The 20577-nt window shown below is 57.2% G+C and carries 13 protein-coding genes and 2 pseudogenes; 2 read left to right on the top strand and 13 right to left on the bottom strand.

All coding sequences use genetic code 11. The features are described 5' to 3' along the window. Positions 1-233 precede the first annotated feature (233 nt). Positions 234-845 (top strand): annotated as a pseudogene (locus EOA23_RS01365) (hypothetical protein); the annotation flags it as partial. 1227 nt (positions 846-2072) lie between these two features. Here EOA23_RS01365 and EOA23_RS01360 read toward each other — a convergent pair. The 13 genes and pseudogenes from EOA23_RS01360 to EOA23_RS01295 all read right to left on the bottom strand — a co-directional run bounded on the left by EOA23_RS01360 (position 2073) and on the right by EOA23_RS01295 (position 18736). Next, positions 2073-3077 (bottom strand): ABC transporter ATP-binding protein, encoded by a 1005-nt coding sequence (locus EOA23_RS01360; protein WP_126080637.1) that lies wholly within the window; start codon positions 3075-3077, stop codon positions 2073-2075. Next, positions 3074-4087 carry an ABC transporter ATP-binding protein gene (locus EOA23_RS01355; protein ID WP_126080636.1) on the bottom strand — a complete coding sequence of 338 codons (1014 nt, stop codon included), beginning with the start codon at positions 4085-4087 and terminating at the stop codon, positions 3074-3076. The genes EOA23_RS01360 and EOA23_RS01355 overlap by 4 nt, the downstream gene beginning before the upstream one ends. Then, positions 4084-4977 carry an ABC transporter permease gene (locus EOA23_RS01350; RefSeq protein WP_126080635.1) on the bottom strand — a complete coding sequence of 298 codons (894 nt, stop codon included), beginning with the start codon at positions 4975-4977 and terminating at the stop codon, positions 4084-4086. Before EOA23_RS01350 ends, EOA23_RS01355 begins: the two co-directional genes overlap by 4 nt. 1 nt (position 4978) lies before the next feature. After that, the gene (locus tag EOA23_RS01345) at positions 4979-5917 is read right to left on the bottom strand and encodes an ABC transporter permease (protein WP_126080634.1); all 939 of its coding nucleotides are present in this window, start codon (positions 5915-5917) and stop codon (positions 4979-4981) included. A 15-nt stretch (positions 5918-5932) separates the two neighbouring features. Beyond that, positions 5933-7516 carry an ABC transporter substrate-binding protein gene (locus EOA23_RS01340; protein ID WP_126080633.1) on the bottom strand — a complete coding sequence of 528 codons (1584 nt, stop codon included), beginning with the start codon at positions 7514-7516 and terminating at the stop codon, positions 5933-5935. 306 nt (positions 7517-7822) lie between these two features. Beyond that, positions 7823-9850: a CocE/NonD family hydrolase gene (locus tag EOA23_RS01335; protein WP_126080632.1), complete on the bottom strand. Its 2028-nt coding sequence runs from the start codon at positions 9848-9850 to the stop codon at positions 7823-7825. Positions 9851-10668: 818 nt separating this feature from the next. Then, entirely contained in the window at positions 10669-11442 is a 774-nt protein-coding gene (locus EOA23_RS01330; RefSeq protein ID WP_126080631.1) for an SDR family oxidoreductase, read from the bottom strand. 391 nt (positions 11443-11833) lie between these two features. Continuing rightward, positions 11834-12904 (bottom strand): 2-oxo acid dehydrogenase subunit E2, encoded by a 1071-nt coding sequence (locus tag EOA23_RS01325; protein WP_126080630.1) that lies wholly within the window; start codon positions 12902-12904, stop codon positions 11834-11836. Between the two features lie 128 nt (positions 12905-13032). Beyond that, entirely contained in the window at positions 13033-13776 is a 744-nt protein-coding gene (locus EOA23_RS01320) for an SDR family oxidoreductase (protein ID WP_126080629.1), read from the bottom strand. 135 nt (positions 13777-13911) lie between these two features. Next, positions 13912-14151, bottom strand: coding sequence for a biotin/lipoyl-containing protein (locus EOA23_RS01315; RefSeq protein WP_164762741.1), 240 nt, complete (start codon positions 14149-14151; stop codon positions 13912-13914). After that, on the bottom strand, positions 14144-15100 hold the full coding sequence (locus tag EOA23_RS01310) for a transketolase C-terminal domain-containing protein (protein ID WP_206516850.1): 957 nt from the start codon (positions 15098-15100) through the stop codon (positions 14144-14146). The genes EOA23_RS01315 and EOA23_RS01310 overlap by 8 nt, the downstream gene beginning before the upstream one ends. 23 nt (positions 15101-15123) lie before the next feature. Further along, positions 15124-16158 (bottom strand): thiamine pyrophosphate-dependent dehydrogenase E1 component subunit alpha, encoded by a 1035-nt coding sequence (locus tag EOA23_RS01305; protein WP_206516851.1) that lies wholly within the window; start codon positions 16156-16158, stop codon positions 15124-15126. A 1651-nt stretch (positions 16159-17809) separates the two neighbouring features. After that, positions 17810-18736, bottom strand: a pseudogene (locus EOA23_RS01295) (IS630 family transposase). Positions 18737-19029: 293 nt separating this feature from the next. On the opposite strand from EOA23_RS01295, the gene EOA23_RS01290 reads away from it, so the two are divergent. Continuing rightward, entirely contained in the window at positions 19030-20568 is a 1539-nt protein-coding gene (locus EOA23_RS01290; RefSeq protein ID WP_126080626.1) for a trimethylamine methyltransferase family protein, read from the top strand. The last annotated feature ends 9 nt before the right edge of the window (positions 20569-20577 follow it).

The following is a 20577-nucleotide window of genomic DNA, read 5'->3' as shown; positions in this document are numbered from 1 at the left end:
CTTGGATGCTAAAGGCGGAAAAAATATTGCTCGATATAAAGTCAATTCATCTGCATTCGTGCTCTGGGGTGCCTGCGACCACAACTGGAACCAGGTAGCCTTCCAGCGCGCCGCAATGGGCAATCTGTCGATCCCAGAGCTTTGCCGGGAGCCCTGTCGTGCTAGTGGTTTACGCCTGACATAAGAGTTCGGCTGAGGATTCCCTTTTGTGAGTGCGCATGCGAGTCTGGTACATGCGCACAGGAATATACCTCACCGTTTCTTCGATTGATCGTCAGCCTCTCTCTGATCAGCGCGCCCATCGCAGTGCGCTGCAGAAGCACGTTTGGCGCGCAGAGATCATTCTGTTGAGCAGCGACGGCGTGGGCACCCTCGAGATCATGCGGCAATCTGGTAAGTTCAAGACTTGCGTGTGGCGCGCCAGTGCAAGCTCTGCAACGATCCGCAGTTCGTCGACAAACTGCGCAACGTCGTCGGCCATGCCACTAGTTGATCCACCGGCTCACGCTATCCTGTTGTCGGTCGACGAGAAGAGCCCAGATCCAGGCGCTCGACCGCACCCAGCCCGGCCTGCCCATGAAGGGTAGGCTCGGCACCACGACCACGACTACAAGTGCAACGGCACGACCACCCTGTTTGCCGCCCTTACCGTGCTCGATGGCACCGTTATCGGCAGGAACATGCAGCGCCATCGTCACCAGGAATTCATCCGCCTCACTCAACGCTGTCGATGCCGAGGTGGCGGCCAGCAGGGCCATCCACGTCGTTCTTGACAACTACGCCGCTCACAAGCACCCCAAGGCGCGTGCCTGCTCGGCCGCCATCAGCGCCTCACCTTCCGCTTCCACCTTAAGCGTCACGAGCACCGCACGGCTGTCCTTGGTTGACAGAGGCAGGGTCAGATGCGGGCCGCTTTGACTCGCTGCGGCATGGTACGAGCGGATGGCGACGACCGCCTTTGCAACGGCGGCGACGCCCGCGCCGTCGAGACGGGAGTTCACCCCCTTTGTGTCCCGGATTAGGACGGCGTCATCTGGGTCTACGGCGCCAATGATGACGACGGGATCTTCACCGATGAAGGCTTCGAGGAGGTCAAACTCCTCCTCGAAGAACATCATCGCGTCTCCCCATCGAAAGCTTGACCCCAGCACTCCGGTGCTCAGGTTCTCTGGCCACCAGATACGCACGTCTGCGGTCTTCACCGGATGCGTACCACGCAGGCTCAAGTTGGCGTTTGGAATTGGCAACGCTTCCGGAGCGAAACGTTATGACGAACTGAACGTCAAGGGACTCTCCATCGCTGACCTAATGAGCGTGGAAAGCTCTACGAGGAGATGCTGGACCTCATGGAAGAATCCGGGGAATTTCCGATTCCTGACCCACGGGGCCACTCCCGTCGTGTATCGCACAACGAAGGTGCAGGCGGCAATGCGCCCAGATGGAACCCCACTATATCTCGATTGCAAGCCAGTTTCGGGCTGAGCGACATCTGTGGCTTTCGTCCCAACAAGAAGCGTTCCAGGACCGCTATTCTAAGCCAGAACGATTCGGCGCTCGCGAAATACGTGTAGAGGAGCGCCGCCACTTCATAGGCGCTTACTACATAGCGGACACGGACACCGGTTGCCCGAGGTTATCGGTCCCTGGATGCCAGATTCAATCATTGAATTTGATGCGCAGCATGATGTTGATGCCCCATTCGTTATTAGCGCGCCGGCGGGAACAGTGGGCGCCTCCGCCTTACCCCCATAAGCCGTACCCTCATAGGGCGCGCGAACCGGGCACTGCTTGTGCGGCACAGCTGAACCATGGACGCCTGCCGAGGGTGCCCACCAACCGCAGTTCCCCAGTTGCGAAGCCCTCGAGGCCACCCCGTTTTTATGTTACGCCGTCGCAATCGCCGGGTTCGGCTGTTCGGCCGGAACACCCCAATTGCTCGCCATGGAATGCCAATGCATTACGCCAGACCCGCGGTCTGTTGCGCTGATGAAAGGCTTCGCGCCTGACAAATTGCCTAAGCCCAGCCAAGATTTTAAACAAATCGGCCCCCAGTTTCCGCGAGGGATGAACGTTCAGCAGGTCAACGATTTGGAGCTTAACGGGAAATGGCATCTAAAGCTGTGCTCCGGGTCCTGCAGGCTCACTGAGGATGGGGGAGCGACGCGGCCACAGATGCGATCTTGAGCGTAACGACACCGGGTGTGGAACTCGCAGCCGGATGGCCGGTACATCACGCTTGGCACTTCGCCCTTGAGCTCAATCCTGTTGAGCACTGCGTCTGGGTCCGGTTCGGGATTGGCCGCAAGCAGCGCTTCGGTATAGGGATGGCTTGGCTGATGGAAAATACTCTGCGTCGTGCCGACTTCAATGAAGCGGCCGAGATACATGATTGCCATGCGGTCAGTTATGTGGCGCACTACATTGAGGTTGTGCGTGATTATCAGGATCGCGATGCCTAGTTCGTCCTGCAGGCGAGTGAGAAGATTTAGCACCTCGCCTTGCACCGAGACATCCAAGCCCGCGGTCGGCTCATCGGCGATGATCAAGTCCGGATTGAGCGCTAGGGCGCGCGCCACGCTGACGCGCCTGGCTTGACCACCGGAGAGTTGATGAGGATAGCGGCCAACAAAATCGGCCGGCAAGCCCACCATCCGCAGGAGGCGCGTCGCTTCAGCTCCTAAATCGCGATCCTTCAGCCCATGGATGCGGAAAGGCTCGGTCAAGATCGATCGCACCGTCAGCCTGGGCGAAAGTGAACCGATCGGATCCTGAAACGTCATCGCCATGCGTCGCAAGTAGGGCTTGCGTTCTACCGCACTGAGGTCCGTGAGTTCCTGCCCATCGAAGCTGATGCTGCCGCTCACCGCCCGCTGCAGGCCAATCATCGTGCGAGCGACGGTGGATTTTCCGGAGCCGCTCTCGCCGACAAGGGCCAGCGTCTCACCCTTGTGAATTTCAAAAGAAACACTGCATACCGCGTCGATGAAAGGCGCATTTGTCCCGGTCGCGAGCGCTTTAAGCGGCCCCATCGTGCGGAAGCGGACGCAGAGGTCCCGAACACTGACAAGGGCACTCATGCCGAAACTAGTCGATTTTCTTCGAGCAGATGGCATCGTGCCGTCTGCCCTGGGCTGATCGGGCGATCGACTGGCTGTTCCTCGAGACAGCGATCATATGCCTGCGGGCATCGCGCGCTGAAGATGCACCCCTTCTTCAAGCCCAGGAGGCTGGGCACCTCGCCGGAAATGGTCGGCAATGTGCGTGTGGTTCGTTTAAGCCGCCCCGGGTCGCACTCAAGCAGGGCGCGGGTGTAGGGATGAGCGGGATTGCGGAATATGCTGCGCACATCGCCTTGTTCGACCACTTCGCCGGCATACATGACGACGACCCGGTCGCACAACTCAGCCACAGCTCCAAGATGATGGGATACGAAGAGGACGGAGCAACCGATCTCCCTTTGGAGATTTTTGAGCAGATGGATGATCTGGACTTCAAGTGTCGCATCGAGCGCAGTCGTCGGCTCGTCGGCGATGAGGAGCACGGGTTTTACAAGCAGCGCCATGGCTATACATATCCGCTGACGCATGCCGCCGGAAAAGTGGTGCGGATAGGCCCCGATCCGGTTTTGCGGATCCGGAATTCCGACCCGGTGTAGCATGTCGATGGCACGAGCACGCTTTTCACTCCGGCTTTTTTGCTGGTGGTGCTGGATGTCGATCATCTGGTTCTCAACGGTGCGCACAGGATTAAGCGCAGTCATTGGATCTTGAAAAACCATGGAAAGTCGATCGCCAAGCAGGCTACGCTGCGACTGAGCCGGCATCTTCAGCAGGTCTCGCCCTTCAAACAGGATCTCGCCACCTGTGACATCGGCATTTTCCGAAAGCAGACCCATCACCGTATACGCAAGCGTCGACTTTCCAGATCCGCTTTCGCCGACAACGCCGACCACCTCTGCGGCTGCGACATTAAGCGACACGTTTCGCAGTGCATGAATGCGCCCCTCTGGTGTCCCGAAATCAAGATGGAGGTGACGTATCTCCAGGAGGGGTGTGGTCGATTGCGATGACCGATCGTGTGGTATCATAGATCTTTCCGCAGCTTTGGATCGAACATGTCGCGTAGCGCCTCACCCAGGAATGTGAAGCCCAGCGTTGCGAGGACGATTGGAATACCACCGCCAACCACAAGCCACGGCGTCTGCTGGATGTAATTATAGCCGTCGTTGAGGATTGCTCCCCAATCGGGCGTGGGTGGACGTACGCCCAAACCAAGGAAGCTGAGACCGGCCTCCACCGCGATTACCGCGGGCACGTCCATGCTCACGAGGATGAGAAGCGGGCCGATAACATTAGGCAGTACGTGCACTGCCAGGATGCGCATCGTGCCAGCGCCCAGAGTGCGTTCTGCGGCGATGTATTCACTGTTGCGTAGCGCCTCTGTCTGGGTCCTCACGACCCGTGCATAAATGGGCATAGAGGTGATTGCGATAACAAAAATCATGCTGGCCAGGCTGGGTCCAAGTAAGCCGATAATCGCCAACGCGAAGATGATGCCCGGAAAGGAGCGGATCGTATCGAATAAAAGAAGGAGCAAATTGTCCAGCCACCTCGGTCCGAAGCCTGCGATCAGACCAAGCACGAGGCCGGCTGCCAGCGAACTGCCTAGCGAGGCGAAGGCGACAAGCAGCGGGACGCGGCCGCCCATCATGACGCGCGAGAATGTGTCGCGGCCCAGTTGATCGGTGCCCAGAAGAAAAAGTAGTGACGGGTCCGCCAAGCGCGGCCCCACCATGATGCGGGTCGGATCATGTGTAATGATGATCGGGGCGAAGATCGCGCTTGCGAAAACGATCGCGACCAGCGCGGCTCCAAGGACGCCAAGACGGTTCTTGCGCAGTTGCCGCACCGTCTTACGGAAGCTGCCGGGTGCTAGCTCTGGGCCAGTTTCGCCGCGGAGCGCTTCAAGGCTCGCCATGCTAAAGTTTCTCGCGGGTTCGAGGATCAAGAGAGGCAGCGATCAGATCGGACGCCGTCGTCGCCAAGACAGTAACAACAGTGGTGACTAGCACGGCCCCTATTACGACTGCATAGTTGCGCGTGTTGACCGCCTGTACAATCAAGGCACCGATACCTGGTCTTGCGAAAACGACCTCGATAAAGACAGCTGACGAAAGCAACCACGCTATGCCCACGCCGAGGATCGTCACTGTCGGCAGGATCGCAAGCGGCAGCGCGTAATGCAAAACAATGCGCCATTCGGAAATGCCGAAGGAACGGGCCATTCGCACATGGTTTTCACCCAGGATCTCCATCATGGATGCCCGTACCAGCCGGGAGATGTATCCAACCCAGCCGATCCCGACGGCGAAGGCTGGCAGAATGAGATGAACAAGGCCGTCCAAAAAACCCTGTCCGGCTCCGACTGCTGGTAACCAATGGAGCGTGACAGCGAAGATCAGGAGTGCGTAGACAGCCATGACGAACGAAGGAATCGCGATCGTGGCGACTGCCATGATCGCGACGATCTGGTCGATGACAGAATTACGCCTCATGGCCGAATAACAACCGAGCGGCACCGCAATCGCCACCGCCCACAAAATCGAGACGAAGATTAGTTCGATAGTATAAGGAAGTTGCTCGAATATTATGTCCGCAACCGGACGTTGGCTCAACACATCAAAACCAAGATTGCCTTGCAGCAGCCCTTCGAAGAAAATGACGATCTGCACGGCAAGCGGCTTATCCAGCCCCATCTCCCGATGAAGGTGCGCTATCATTTCAGGCGTGGCGCGGGGACCTAGCAGAGCAACGGCTGGGTCGCCAGGCACCGCATGGATCATCATGAACACAAGGGTCACCGCGATCACCGTAATGGCGACCGCGAGGAAAACGCGTTTCAGTAGATAGATCCACACAGTTCACGCTCAAGCTTAAGCCGGCTGGAAATCGATATATAATGGGGTTCCATCTGGGCGCATCGCCGCTTTCATTCGCGTCTTCCGATATAGGATTGGATTGGTCTCATTGGTCAGGAACCGAAATGCGCCAGAATCTTCCATCAAGTCCTGCATGTCCTCGTAAACCTTTGCCCGCTCGTTGGGATCGTTAATGGACAGTCCCTTAGCGTTTAGCTCGTCAAAGCGTTGGCTGCGGAAGCGTTGCCAGTTCCATATACCCACTTGATCTTGCACGAACCAAGTCACGTAGTCGTACGGATCCGGCAGTCCGGAGAAGGTCATAATAAAGAGCTGCACGTCCTTCCAGCTGTCTCCCTCAGACTCCACGCCGAGTGACCAGAATGTCCCGGGATCTCGGGCATTAACCACCAGAGAAATTCCGACTTGGGACAATTGTGCCTGCACCGTCTGAGCTATGGCTGAAGTCTGGCTGTCGTTTGTACAGTCGAGGCTCAATGTCAAACCATTTACCCCAGCCTTCTCGAGAAGCTCTTTGGCTTTTGAGAGATCACCTTCCGGCGGAACCAGAGTCTTTGCGCGATGCCCAACGATACCTGGAGGAATAATACCCGTGGCCGCAATTGACTGACCGTCATACGCGGTATCTAAAACCTGTGGTACATTGATCGCCCATTGGATCGCCCTGCGGACATTTATGTCCTTCAGTTTGGGATGATCCATGTTCATGCCGATCCATGTATAACGGGTCGATGCCCTTTCCGCGATCTCCGTGTTGGCGGGCGGATTGCTCTTGAACGCCGCGAGAGAGTCCAAACCGACTACGGTGAAATCGACGTCGCCCGCCTGATAAGCACGTTCCGCTGCCTTAGCGTCCGGAATAGGCAGGATACGGATTTCGTCGAAGCCCGGCTTGGGGCCTGACCAGTCCGGATTTCTCGTGAGAAGTGCGTACTGGTTGGGCTTCCAGTCAGCCAGCACGTAGGGACCTGAGAATGCTGGCGGCTTCACACCGAAATTACCGCCGTCCTTGGTGGCTTTCCTTACCGCAGCCTCAGAAACGATTTGGCCGACGGCATAAGGCAGCGGAACAAGCCAAACAGCCGCAAATGGCGCGTTGAACACGATAACACCACTGTAGTCGTCCTCCACCTCGACGTGATTTAACGAGCCCCATTGGGGCTTGATGGGTGAATTGAGCTTGATGACGCGCTCGAAAGAGAACTTAACATCCTTGGCCGTCAGCTCGCCGTAATCGCCACTAAATTTTATGCCTTTCTTGAGGCGAAATCGGATATGCGTGGGATCAACCTGCTCGATCTTGTCTGCAGCCTCTAACTCCCAGCCCCATTCGGTGCCGGGCTTATATCGCGTGAGCTTTGAATAGATACAGTTTGTTAGGTCTACTTCCGCCGCCTGCCCGAGGAAAGCGGGATCCAGCGTGACCAGGTCTCCACTGGAACGCACCTCGAGCACCTTGCCTTCGGCCGCCCAGATGACTTGAGACAAGGGCATGCCAGCAGAGATTATGCCACCGCTTAGCGCGGCTCCTGCCCTAAGAAAGGTGCGGCGGCTTACACTTTGCATCATGTCCTCCATGGCTGTTCCCCTTGCCGAGCGACTTGCCGAGGCGTCTTGCCGTGGCCGCGGCGCCCGCGTTCCTTGCTCGGGTGTGTTTCTCTTTGGAATATACTATGGGGCAGCCAAGCCGCAGGCGGAAAAGATACCGTCAGGCATAAATTCTGTTTATGTCATGAGCTCTCGGCCTAGTTGCCGACGCAGCACTCTTTCCTTCAGAAGTTGCGGAGATGGCGTGAACCTCACTGCTGGTTGGAACGCGTCAATACCTACTATCTCGTTGTAAAAAGCGACATTTGAACCCCGGCCGAGCGGGACCAGTACCGGTCAGTTTAAGTCCCGAGCGAACTCCTTGACGTCGTCTCGTTCAAGTAAAAGCTTGTCGCCTTCCTTCGCCACGATATGTGTCTCGATGCGCCATACGTCGCGCAGCGCGCGGACAGTGGCCGAGAGCGCAATATGCACGTTCCAGTTACCGCGGGCGTACGACTTTTCCCAGTTGGAGGTTCCGCGCGCCGAGCTCGGATCGTCGGGATGCATGGTAAGTGTGTCACTGTGCTTAGCCGAAATGACCATTCCGGTGTGCGGATGCACCACGGTCCCCGCGTCGCTCGCCATCCGGAAAGTTGTCTCGCCCGTGGCTTGGTTGGTGATTACCTCGCGACAGAAAGGTTTACCAGGCTTAATAGTCTCTGTTGCCATCGGCCGAGCACTCTCTGGCTTCAGAAACGGTACAAGTTTGGAGTCTACGGCATTCGCTTTGCGCACCGGCAAGATAAGCCTGCTGGCCGCACAATGTATTGATAGACTTGCCCTCTCTGGACTAGGAAAGACAATAGGCCAATGGCTGGTGGCGATGGCGAGCCTTATGCGTTGCCCTTTTTCAAAGCGTTGCCCGCAAGACCGCAGCTTCAGGCGTATTGCTTCAGCCTTACCGGGCGTCATTGGCTTCAAATCGAGGTCGTCGTGGCGATGGGTCAAATTCAGAATGCCATAGCTCACACGGGTGGCCGAGCCGTCCTTAAACACGAGCGAAAGCGTGGCCGATAGGATTGCCACTGCTTTGTCGGAAGAGAGGGTTACCTCAAGCTCGGGGAAGCCGAGAAGGTCTACCTCCTCCAGAAGAGGCTCGGTTTCGAATACCAAGGCGTTTCCGGCTTCCATGCGCTGGTCGATGGGCTGGTCCGGCACTGCGCCATACGCGCACCAAACACCGGATGATAGCCCCGAAGTGGACGGTGAACAGATCGTAAGAACAGCATCACTGCCATCTCCTTCGGCAAGAAGTCCCGGTGAGAGCGACAGCCGTCTTTCGACAATGCTCGCCGTCGGCCAGGAAGGCTCAGCGATCCAACGGCCTGGCCGCTCGTCGTAGATGGCGGCGGGGGGCAAAGGATCCTGAATCCACGCGCGCAACATCGGCTCGTCCTCAACGCCGGTGTGGATGGCTTTAAGATGCTGGTCCCACCAGCGCAAGCATTCCTGGAGAAAGCCGATGCGAGGCCCGGGCATGGCGATGTGAGGATACTTATGAGCCCAAGGGCCGATCAGGCCTTTGCGAGGTCCCGGCAGGTTCTCGAGCATGCGCAAGATGGCGTTGGGATAGGCGTCCGCCCAGCCACCCACCGCGTAGACAGGAATCTCGATGTTGGAATAGTCCTCGCAGATAGAACCATGCTTGTAGAAATCGTCCCGACGCTGGTGCGCGAACCAGTCTTGCAGCCAGATCCCGTTGCCGTTGAGCCGCTCTTCCCAAATCTCACGCCAGCGTTCTCCCACAAGAGCTGGATCGGGCGGGGTCATGGCAATCGCCCAAGCCGCTGCCCCCCACATCAAATTTTCGCACATAAGCGCGCCGCCGAAATAGTGACATTCATCCCGGTATCGATCGTCGGTCGAACACAGCGAGATTATCGCCTTGAGGGCTGGCGGACGGCGGGCAGCAACCTGAAGGCTGTTGAACCCGCCCCAGGAGATGCCAATCATACCGACACTGCCTGAGCACCATAATTGCTTCGCCAACCATTCGATCACGGCAAGACAGTCGTCCTGCTCTTGTTTGAGATATTCGCCCCTGCAGACCCCTTCGCTATCACCCGAACCGCGCATGTCCACGCGCACACCTGCATAGCCATGCCCGGCGAAGTATGGATGGGTGAGTTGGTCGCGCTCCACAGTCCCATCCCTCTTTCGATAGGGCAGGTATTCGAGGATGGCGGGGACCGGGTCCGCCTCGGCGTCCTCCGGCAACCAGAGGCGGGCAGCGAGCTTTACCCCGTCCGGCATCGGGATCCAGACATTCTCGATCTCGCGCACTTTGCGGGGGAAGTCGGTAACAACGCGGATGTCATCCATGGTCCAATCCTCATATGCGTTCGCGCTTGCCGAACTGCCCTTGAGGTTCAGCAAGAAGGCGGCGGGTAACCTGCTGGAACAAAAGCGGTGGCAGGGATACCCGTGTTCGTCGAAGGGGGACCGGCGACCAAGTTGCGAGCGCCGTCCTCGTCCTCACCTCGAATAGACGACGAGGCTGAAGAGTCGCAGACTGAAAAGCTCGCGACTGGCATAAAGCCGATTCATATCAAACGTTGCGCTCGCTAGCCTTAGTCCCGAGTGACAGGTTTCGCGCAGACTTAGGTCAACTTGGCTCTCGCATGGAGCGCGTCAAGGCTCGGCCCAACACCCGAGCGGCGGGATGTCATGGTGGCGTGAGACCGGTCGCCTCACCGAGCCTAGTTTGCCATCAACTTCCCATCAGCCTATCTGGGGCACCTCTCAGCCTTTAGTGATAGCCCGACAAATCTCGCAATGGAGATCCGTATTCCGCGGTTGCGCAGGATCGTCACGCATCGTCCGGCTATACGACTTTATTTGACTCCGGCCAGCCAGCGGATGTTCTTCCCGCAACCGCGACCGGCCGGCGGATGCAGGCGGATCAGCGGCGGTTAATGCGCCAAATAGCAGGCCATGGCCCGTTTTCCCCAACGAGATCTCTCTCTAAAACCCGAACGTCCAAGTTATCCTTCACGCCACGATTTTAAGCTCTTAGGTGGCTCCGCACCCGACGCACCTGCACCAACATTCCACTCCCCCAAATCGATACGCTTATATTGATTCTGAAGTGACATCTTACTGACGCGGCAGTTAGTCACTTCCAATGAATTATCCGTCGCTCACATACATGTATAGCCGCCATCAACGGACAGGATGGCTCCCGTGCAATAGCTTGATGCAGGGCTGGCAAGAAACAGCACCGCGGATGCAACTTCATGGGACTCGCCCATTCTTCCCAGCGGAGTCTGCTCTAACCATCGATCATACTGAAATGAGCTTTCATTCCTCGGGGAAATTGTCATCTCTGTTGTAACATATCCTGGAGCTACCGCATTTACTCGCACATTATGCTTTGCCCAGGCACAGGCCAGCGACTTCGTCATCATGTGAATGGCGCCCTTACTGGTAATATAGGCGGTGTTGTTCTGTGGCTGCGTCACTATCATGCCGCACATGGATCCGATGTTCACGATGTTGCCCCAGCGACGGGCGATCATGTGCCGGCCAAAGGCCCTCGCACACCAAAATGCAGCATCCGAATTGACCCGCATCGTTGCCAGCCAGTCCGCGTCGGAAGTGTCGAGGGCCTCGGTTATCCGGGCTATACCGGCATTGTTAATAAGGACGTCGATCGGCTGTTCGGCATTCAGTTCGTCGGCGAGCGCCGTAACCGCATCCGGCTTTGCCACATCGATGCCGCGATGACTTGCCGCGATACCGCATGATGCGAGTTTGGCCGCAGCGGCAGCAGCGCTATTCGCGTCCAAGTCCGCGATGACAATTGACGCGCCCGCTTGGCCGAGAGCGTGAGCGATTTCAAGCCCGATACCGCGCCCCCCTCCGGTTACAATTGCACGCTTGCCGGACAGGTCGAATTTCTTCAGATAATCCATGCTGCCTTTGATCCAAGTTTGTATGTTGGCCTCGCCCCAATAAATTGACCGGGATCATGATCCCGATACGGGTGGCGCCCGTTGTTGCTTTTGCGGGTCTGTGCCACTCTGCCGGCTATCATCACTAAAACGGCCCCGCGACACGGATACGGAATGACATTGTCCAGCACCGTCCGACAGGGATCAACATTCTGCCGCAGAAACAACCCGTATAGGCAGCCTGGCCAATTGGCTTGCAATGATAGGCGCCAGCAATTGTCCTGAGAATGCGCAAAAGGATTCGCTGGCCGTAAACCCAGCTTATGTCCAGCCGCTCATGCGCAAGATCGCGAATACGCTACCTTCGCCGGCCATAACGCAAGCGTCTAGTTGCCAAACTTGGACCTCATGCTCAGGCGACCATGCTCATAGGATTTTCAATATAGCTCTTAAATATCTGCAGCAACTTTGCTCCGAGCACGCCGTCCACACAGCGATGGTCGATGGAAAGGGTAACACTCATCACCGTTGCGATGGCCATTGAACCGCTCTTGACGACTACATGCTGTCTGCCCGCACCGACTGCCAGAATCGTAGCGTGGGGGGGATTGATCACGGCAGCGAACTCTTTGACCCCCATCATGCCCATGTTCGAGATCGATGTCGTGCCGCCTTCATATTCTTCAGGCTTTAGCTTGCGATCTCTCGCGCGTTTGCCGAGGTCCTTCATCTCGGCGGAAATGACTTGAAGTGTTTTCTGTTCAGCCTTGCGTATGATCGGCGTGATCAGACCGCCTGCGATCGAGACAGCTACCCCTATGTCGACGTGCTGGTGTTTAAGAATAGCGCCCTCGGTCCAGGAGACATTCGCGTCCGGAACGTCACGCAGCGCAAGCGCCAAGGCCCTTATCACCATGTCATTGACGGACAACTTGTAGACCGGCAGTCCGTCCGCGGCCCTAGGCGCCGCACCGTTGAGTCGGGAGCGCAGTCCTAGAAGCTGATCGATCTCGCAATCCACTGCGACATAGAAATGCGGAATGGTTTGCTTCGAGGTCAGCAGACGACGTGCAATCGTCCTTCGCATCCCGTCGTTAGGTATGCGTTCATATGATCCGCCCTCAAACAGCTTAAGAACAGCGTCGTCCTTGGCACCTTTGCTTCCAGACGACGCTGCAGGAGCAGGGCCTCCAGGCGCGTCGGACCGTTGTCCAGGGGCTGCGGCAACCGAACCAGCTTCAGTCTTTATGGCAAGAACGGCGACCAGGTCCCTGACTTTTAGACCGTTAGCGCCTTCCGGAACGACAATCCTTTCCAGAGTACCGCCGGCAGCGGCCTTGATCTCTCCTGTATCGCTACCGCTTGATACTTGAGCCAAAACATCTCCGGCCTTTATGTCGTCCCCCTCGTTGAACATCCATTTTACAATGGTGGCTGCTCCCATATCGGAAACGAAGGCCGGCATTCTGACGTTGATAGGCATCGGCTCTACTGTGGCTTTTGAGGTATCTAGCGGGCTAGCGGTTTGCGGGTTCGGGCTGCTCTGCTTGGGGTACGAAGCGGAAAAATCTTCGAGCTGAACGGATGTTGGGGCTAAGAAGGCTCAAATGCTCACAGCAACAGTCCTCCGTCGATCGCGATCTCCGCCCCGGTAATGTAGCGGCTCTCGTTCGAGAGCAGGAAGAGAACGAGGTCGGCCACCTCGTCGACCGTCCCGGCCCGCTTGAGCGGAATGAGCGCGTACTGGCGCTCTCTGTCGGACGGATCCTCGGCGAGCAGCATGTCGGTTTCCACCCACCCGGGGTGGATAGAATTGACGCGGATTCCTGCTGGCGCAAGCTCTAGGGCCGCGCATTTTGTCATGCCTCGAAGGGCCCATTTCGTCGCGGAGTAGGCCATACAAGTTCGACTTCCGCGCATCCCGGCGACAGACGAGATGTTTACTATTGCGCCACCGCCGGATGCCTCGATCAGAGGTGAGACTTCCCGCATACCGAGGAAGCAACCCAACTGATTCACACGGAAGTGCTTTTCGAAGAGCGCGACGCTCGAATCCCTCATTGGCACGGGTTCATAAATCGCCGCGTTGTTGACCAGACCATGAAGTCCCGTCCCCTCCCCCTCCAGACAGCGGATCAGGCTTCGCCAGTCTTGCTCGCTAGTGACGTCGAGATGCACGTATGACGCTTTTTCACCAATAGTCGCTGCAAGTTGTTCGCCCTGCTCGTCTAGGAGGTCGCCGATGACAACCCGCCCTCCCTCCGTTGCGATTTGGACGGCTTCCGCCGCACCTTGACCTCGAGCTCCACCAGTAATCAAAACCGTCTTGCCTTCGAAGCGTTTGTCCCGCGTCATGGTAGTCCTACAGCAACGAGCAGTTGACTCCGAATACTAACCAATGGGTATGCAGACGTAAGCAGCCAGGAGTGGCACTTAAATCGCCGGAGGTTCTGAAGTTTAGTCAGATAAGTAACGAACCGTGATTCTTTTCTACTGCCCGGTGTTGATGCGACAGATGACGATTCCGACTTCCGTCGCTGACCCTTCATCAACAAGGATTTCGGCAACCACGCCTGCGGTCTCCGCCTCTATCTCAATGTTAGTTTTTTCCGACTCCACTTCGGCTAGAATCTGACCCGGAACGACCGAGGTGCCGACCGAAACATACCACTTCGTAAGATCAACCTCGACCGTCGATGCACCCATCTTCGGGATACGAACTTCAAACATGAGCATAGCTCCTTACGGCTAAGATCGCGTCTTCCAGTTGCTGCGGCTTCGGCAGAACAGCAGCTTCGAGCGCAAGATTGAACGGCATAGGAACGTCAGCTCGCGTGACACGCTTGATCGGGGCCTTGAGAGATGAAAACGCCAGCTCCCCTATTATTGCGCTCAATTCGGCGGCGAACCCACAAGTACGGTTCGTGTCGTCGTAGATTACGACGCGGCCAGTTTTCTTGACGGACTTCAACAGCCCTTCCCTGTCAAGCGGCAAGAGAGACCGAGGATCCCACACTTCGACGCTGATGTTTTTCTCCTGGGCGAGGCGCTCAGCGACAGCTAGAGCCTCGGGCACTAAATGCCCGATAGCAATGACTGTGACATCGGATCCTTCACGCTTAACGTCACCGCAACCGAAAGGGACGGCATAGATTTCCTCCGGCACCGGACCCTTTTGCGGAAGCGACATGGCTGATGCTATGAAAACGACGGGGTCGTCTTCGCGGATCGCCTGGATCATGAGGCCCTTGGCGTCGTAGGCATTCGAAGGGCAAACAACCTTGAAGCCAGCGTGTAGGAGGTACGGATAGGGATTGTCTGAGTGCTGGCCCGCGTTTCCACCCCGCGATCCAGACACCATAAGCGTGTAAGTGATTGGAAGATTTGCTTGACCTCCTAACATCAATCGCATCTTCGCCGCTTGATTGACTAGCTGGTCGAATGCGACGTAAATCAGTGAGGGAACTTGAAACTGAACGATTGGGCGCAAACCGGCCAAAGCCGCCCCCGTAGCGAAGCCGGTGAACGCTGCCTCGGAAATGGGTGTGTCGAGTACGCGGAGATCGCCGAAAGCGCCATGGAGGCCTTTCGTCTCACCGCGAATTCCACCTCGAATGTCCTCCCCGATAATCATGACACTCTCATCTGCCCCCATGGCCTGATGGTAGGCTTCGTTCATGGCCTGAAGAAATCTCAGCTGTCTCACGGCTCTACTCCCCATGCCGGAGTGTTCGGATACGGCACGGCATACATGCAATCGAGAGCCTCGGCCGGGTTCGGCGGGGGGCTGCTCCTAGCGAACTCGACGCCCCGATCGATCTCAATGTTGACCTCGGCATCGATAGCTTCAATGTCTTCTTGAGCGCACAAGCCACTTTCCATCATACGCGCCGCCCAGATCTTGATAGGGTCCCGCAACTTCCAGCGATCGACTTCCTCTTGAGATCGATAGTTCATCTTCATGTGACGCTCGCCTGTATAATGCCCAAAGTAGCGATAGGTTTGACACTCAATGAACGTTGGGCCTTTGCCGGTCCGAGCGCGTTCCGTAGCAGTGAGAGCAGCGTGATAAACGGCCTCGACGTCCATGCCATCGACGCACACACCAGGCATTCCGTAGGATTGGGCGCGAACGTAAGGGTCTAGGATCGTGACTTCTTTGAGAGGCGTCGAGATCGCGTACTGATTGTTCTCGCAGACGAAAATGACAGGAAGATCCCAAATCGCCGCGAGGTTCATCGCCTCGTGGAGGACCCCTTGGTTGATTGCTCCGTCGCCGAAGAATGAAACAGCAACGCGGTTTTCGCGAGCAGCTTTGAATTTGTGAGCCGCACCACAGGCTATAGGGGCTCCAGCGCCGACGATACCATTCGCCCCAAATATTCCAATCCCGACGTCAGCAATGTGCATGGATCCGCCGCGACCCTTATTGTATCCGCCCGTTCGCGCGAGCAGCTCAGCAAACATTCTGCCAACGTCGCCGCCCTTCGCCAGTGTGTGGCCATGCCCTCGATGGGTACTTGTGACGATGTCTGAAGTCGTGAGTGCGCCGCAAATACCAACCGCAACCGCCTCTTGCCCGCTGTACTCGTGACATACGCCGGCGATCTCGTTGTCATCGACTAGGGTGACGACCCGGTTCTCAAACTGCCTGATACGCGCCATGTCGTAATACAAGCTTCTCGCGAATTGAGCAGGCATAATGTTAGACGTCGACGCCTCTATTTTGTGTTCCAAGTTGATCTACTCCGGTCAAACCCGTTGTCGATGTGGCTACTCGATACCTATCGCCGACCAAGATTGTCGCGGCACGCAAGCCCAGAATAACTCTTTTCGAATAAACCATATTCCGGGCGTCTCGTAGACTGAAAGGATGGCGTCGGGTATAGACCTGATTGATATCAAGCCTCACAATCTTCACCCGAGGTAATCGCTTCTCGCCGTGGACCGGTGGCCGCGCATGAAGTACGAGAACGCGGCCAGCGAACTCAACGTGACGCGTTAAGATCCGCACATGACAGAACCTGAAAGGCAACTGTAGCAGTGCCGCGAACCGGGTTCCTCCCTATGCAGCAGCGGCGTGAACTGACCGCCCAGTTCTGTCCACCCAACTTTTACTGCCCGGATCGGCTGACGCGCCGGCGGTTGGCTTCGCGATAGGCCTGCTTAAAAGGCTTCCAATTGAGAGGCCGTCTCTCTCAAAGGGAGCTGTAGAGAGGATTTAACGTTTTCCAGTGTGTAAGCAAATGCAGTGGGCCTATCGAAGCGCCAATCCTTGTTGGCATACCCTCCAGAGCCCTCTTTAGGTTGTCCGCGGTGATCACCGAGCCTGCGTAAAGCCAGTTGGCCAAGTCAAGCATGGCGTCATATGCATCAGTTCAGTCGCGGTGCCGCAGGCATCCTTGAAAATCCTGATGCGGTAGTCGCGCGAAATCGCGTCTCACACTGTCGTTTCCAAACAAACCTCGCTTAAGCTCCGAACATTATAAGATGGTCCGCATTCAATCGGCGCAGCAAAATCTCCAAATTCGTGTTGTAGAACGCGCTGGGACGCTGCTTTCGTACAAGGCTAGCTTCCGGTTTCAGGTCCACGATGAATCTCGGCAGCCTGCCCGACGCTATGTGATGGGCGTCCGCCGTTCAAAGCCTCGTGACGTAGCGCGTCTACTCCTCTTGGATCATACCAATTCTGTGTATAGACAATAGGCAGCCCCGCTGCACGGCATGCATCGGAGAGCTGTCTTGGCACTCCGCAGCAGCTCTTCTCGATTGTAGATCGACCATGCCCCATCCGCTTCGATGCAGTCATGTAAATCCACCGCAATGACTACAGTGCGCTTGAACTGATCGGGCAACGTCATGTCGAGAACCTTTCCCCTTGTTCATAATTTACCCAAGGACATCTTCAAACAGCCGCGAGTCGTGATAGAAACGCTCCGAGGTCGATCGTGCCGATGCATGGGCGCACCTTCAATTGTCCGTCCAAACGGCTATTTGCCAATGAGGGCACGGAATGCGCAAGCAACCACGCCGCAATCGCGATTTGAATGCCACTTCCTGGTCAGATGGTTCAATTCTCAGGCCTGTTCGAAGAACTCTACTGCAATCAGCCGCTCTTTATTCCAGACGCTAGTGCTTTGACAGGCGAAAGATTGCTGCCCGACATAGACCATCTTCATGACAAGCTTAAAGCCGCTCGTAGGAGCATTCAATTTTTGCGCTGACACGATGCCCGCAGCGAGGGATCGCGAAAGTCCATCCCATACGCGCCTGGAAAGGGGGAGCCTAACGACCGTACGCGGCCGGCCCGGGCAGCATTAGTCCGAACGGCACGAGAGGAATAGCGGAACGACGTCCACAGGTTCTGCAGTCCTAGAGCAGTTCGCATTTAGGTTGACTTATAGCCTGCGCTTTCCATGTAGTTGTTGCATTCGTTTGGGCTGACCTGGGGTGTGGGCGATGGCGTTGTGATCGTTTGGCGGCACGGTCGGATGCAGTGCTTGAGCTTAGCAAACAGCTTCTCGATTGGATTGAGATCTGGACTGTAGGGCGGCAGGAAGAAGAGCCGCGCCCCAGCAGCTCTGACGATATCGCGGACGGCTTGGCCTTTGTGGGAACCGAGATTGTCGAGAATGACGATGTCCCCCGGCTTCAGGGCTTTGATGAGCTCGGTTGCGACATAGGCACGGAGGGCCTGCGCATTGATAGGGCCGTCAATGACCCAAGGCGCCTCCAACCCGATCATGGCGTAGCGCGGCGATGAAGGTCATGGTCTTCCAATGGCCATATGGTGCGTGGGCCATCAGCCGCTTGCCGCGCACACCCCAGCCGCGCAATGGCGCCATGTTTGTCTTGACCCATGGTTCATCCAGGAAGACCAAGCGCGTAGGGTCAATGCGGGTCTGGTAGCGCATCCATTGCGCTCGCCGGCGCATCAGCTTGGGCTTGAACTGCTCGGCCGGCAGAATGGGTTTTTTAAAACTCTTGCCCTCGCGATGCAGGAAGTGACCGACGCTCGCAGGGTGGATGATGAGACCACGTTCAGCCAGTGCCGCCGTCAACTGATGAAGCGTCACGTTGGCATCTCGCTCGACCTAGCCCAGGACGAAAGCACGATGCTCCCATCGATCAGATAGGGCCGGTGACCGCCCATCTTGCCAGGTGCCGCACTGCCAAGGCGACGCTTGCGCGCCGCCCACTTGATCACGCTCGACACCGCCACCCTCAGAGCCGCAGCTACCTCACGGCTCGTCTCGCCCTCTTCAAGTCGGGCCAGTGCTCGCTCCCGAAGATCCATCGAATAAGCCTTCGTCAGTCCCGACCTCCAACGGTCAGAACATCAAATCTGATTTGCTCATCCTTGGGAATCCCGAATCAGATAAAACGCGAACTGCTCTAGTGGTGTGATGGGATCGCAAAAAGCTTTCGCCCGAGGGACTTGGACATAAAGTGGGTTTAAGACTAGCGAAACCTTTTGCGCATTCTCAAGGCTATTGCCCGCGCCTATCATCAGCAAGATACAAATCCGGCACGCCTTCTTAGACGGCGGGGCCACGAGTGTTTTAATGCGGGACGCCGGTCGTTCCGCTATCGCGGGCGAGGCTCTGAATGGACACTGACGTTCCCGCAAACCGACGCCGCGGAGGCCGGTCTTCGGTGGTTGCGGCACGGGAGGCTGAAAGAAGGCCGCGTGTCTCGACTATCAAGTACGGAATTCGACCTGTGGAGGCCGTCAACGCCGAACAGCTTGAGCGCATTCATCAGGCTTCGCTGGCGATCCTACGCGAGATCGGGATCGAATTCAGAGATGAGACAGCGATCAGGCAGTGGAAAGAGGCGGGGGCGGATGTCCGTGAACACCGCGTTCGCCTCGAGGCCGACATGGTCATGGATCTCATCTCCAAGGCCCCTTCCCGTTTTGAAATGACGTCTCGCGATCCGTCACAGCGTTTCGAGATCGCGCCAGATACAATGACTTTCGGCGTCATGCAGGGTGCGCCAAACATCCGCGATCTTCAGGGCGTGCGGCGCGCATCCACGATCGAGGATCTCCGGAACATGAACCGGCTGACCCAGATGCTGCCCGGTTTCCATATCGCGGGCGGGTTCACCTGCGAGCCGACCGACATCGCCGTGCCATGGCGCCATCTGCACATCAATCATTCGAGCCTGGTGGAAACCAACATGCCTTTCTTCGGTCTGACGACCGGAAAGCAACGTGCCGACGACTCGATCGCGATGGGCCAGATCGTGCATGGCAAGGCATTCATGGATCAGAACGCGGTGATGATCGGTCACGTGTCGGGCAACTCGCCGCTTGTCTGGGATTCGACCATGCTGGAAGGGCTTCGCGCCTTCGCCGACGCGAACCAGGTCGTGCTGCTGTCTCCATTCGTGCTCGGCGCCGCCAACACTCCCGCCGACATCCCCGCCACGATCGCCCAGTTGAATGCGGAGGCGCTCGCCGCGCTGGCCTATACTCAGCTTGCCGCGCCAGGCGCCAAGATGATCTACGGTCAATATTCCGTCTCGGTGTCGATGCGCAGCGGCGCCCCCATGTCCGGCATGCCGGAAGTTACTCTGATCAACGCCGTCATCGGACAACTGGCAAGGCGCTATAACGTGCCGTGGCGAACCACTGCGTCTCAATCCTCCGCCAAAACCTTCGATGCCCAGTCCGGTTATGAATCAGCCATCGCCTACATGTCCGGCGCCAGCGCCTGCTCCAACCTTATGATGCATGCCGGCGGCTGGGATGAAGCCGGTCTGGTGTGCTGCATGGCGAAGTTCATCGCCGATGCTGAACAGAACCTGCTCATCGAGAAATACGCGCGGGGCATATCATTCGAATATTTCGAGGATGCGCTCGAAGCCGTCCGCCGCATCGGACCCGGCGGCCACTATCTCGGAGATTCCTTCACGCTCAAGCGCTTCAAGGACGCGTTCATCGCGCCGGAGATCCTCGACTACCTAAGCTACGAGCAGTGGAAGGTCAAAGGTTCCAAGGACATGGCACAGCGCTGCAGGGAGAAGGCGACAGCAATCATCGCGAGCTACGAGCAGCCGCCGATGGACCCTGCCGTCCGCGAGGAACTCGATGCGTTTGTGGCGAAACGCCAGGAGGATATTTCCCCGAGCCTCGCCTAAGTCCAGCCA

It is taken from the genome of Mesorhizobium sp. M2A.F.Ca.ET.042.01.1.1, assembly GCF_003997405.1.
In the GTDB taxonomy this organism is placed as follows: Bacteria; Pseudomonadota; Alphaproteobacteria; order Rhizobiales; family Rhizobiaceae; genus Mesorhizobium.
This window is presented reverse-complemented; position numbering and strand designations above follow the sequence as displayed.

Coding starts and splice junctions, on each gene's coding strand:
- EOA23_RS01310 (WP_206516850.1), bottom strand. CDS start 15,100: ATGAACGAAGCCTACCATCAGGCCATGGGGGCAGATGAGAGTGTCATG.
- EOA23_RS01340 (WP_126080633.1), bottom strand. CDS start 7,516: ATGGAGGACATGATGCAAAGTGTAAGCCGCCGCACCTTTCTTAGGGCA.
- EOA23_RS01320 (WP_126080629.1), bottom strand. CDS start 13,776: ATGACGCGGGACAAACGCTTCGAAGGCAAGACGGTTTTGATTACTGGT.
- EOA23_RS01335 (WP_126080632.1), bottom strand. CDS start 9,850: ATGGATGACATCCGCGTTGTTACCGACTTCCCCCGCAAAGTGCGCGAG.
- EOA23_RS01325 (WP_126080630.1), bottom strand. CDS start 12,904: ATGCCTATCAACGTCAGAATGCCGGCCTTCGTTTCCGATATGGGAGCA.
- EOA23_RS01330 (WP_126080631.1), bottom strand. CDS start 11,442: ATGGATTATCTGAAGAAATTCGACCTGTCCGGCAAGCGTGCAATTGTA.
- EOA23_RS01360 (WP_126080637.1), bottom strand. CDS start 3,077: ATGAGTGCCCTTGTCAGTGTTCGGGACCTCTGCGTCCGCTTCCGCACG.
- EOA23_RS01315 (WP_164762741.1), bottom strand. CDS start 14,151: ATGTTTGAAGTTCGTATCCCGAAGATGGGTGCATCGACGGTCGAGGTT.
- EOA23_RS01350 (WP_126080635.1), bottom strand. CDS start 4,977: ATGGCGAGCCTTGAAGCGCTCCGCGGCGAAACTGGCCCAGAGCTAGCA.
- EOA23_RS01290 (WP_126080626.1), top strand. CDS start 19,030: ATGGACACTGACGTTCCCGCAAACCGACGCCGCGGAGGCCGGTCTTCG.
- EOA23_RS01355 (WP_126080636.1), bottom strand. CDS start 4,087: ATGATACCACACGATCGGTCATCGCAATCGACCACACCCCTCCTGGAG.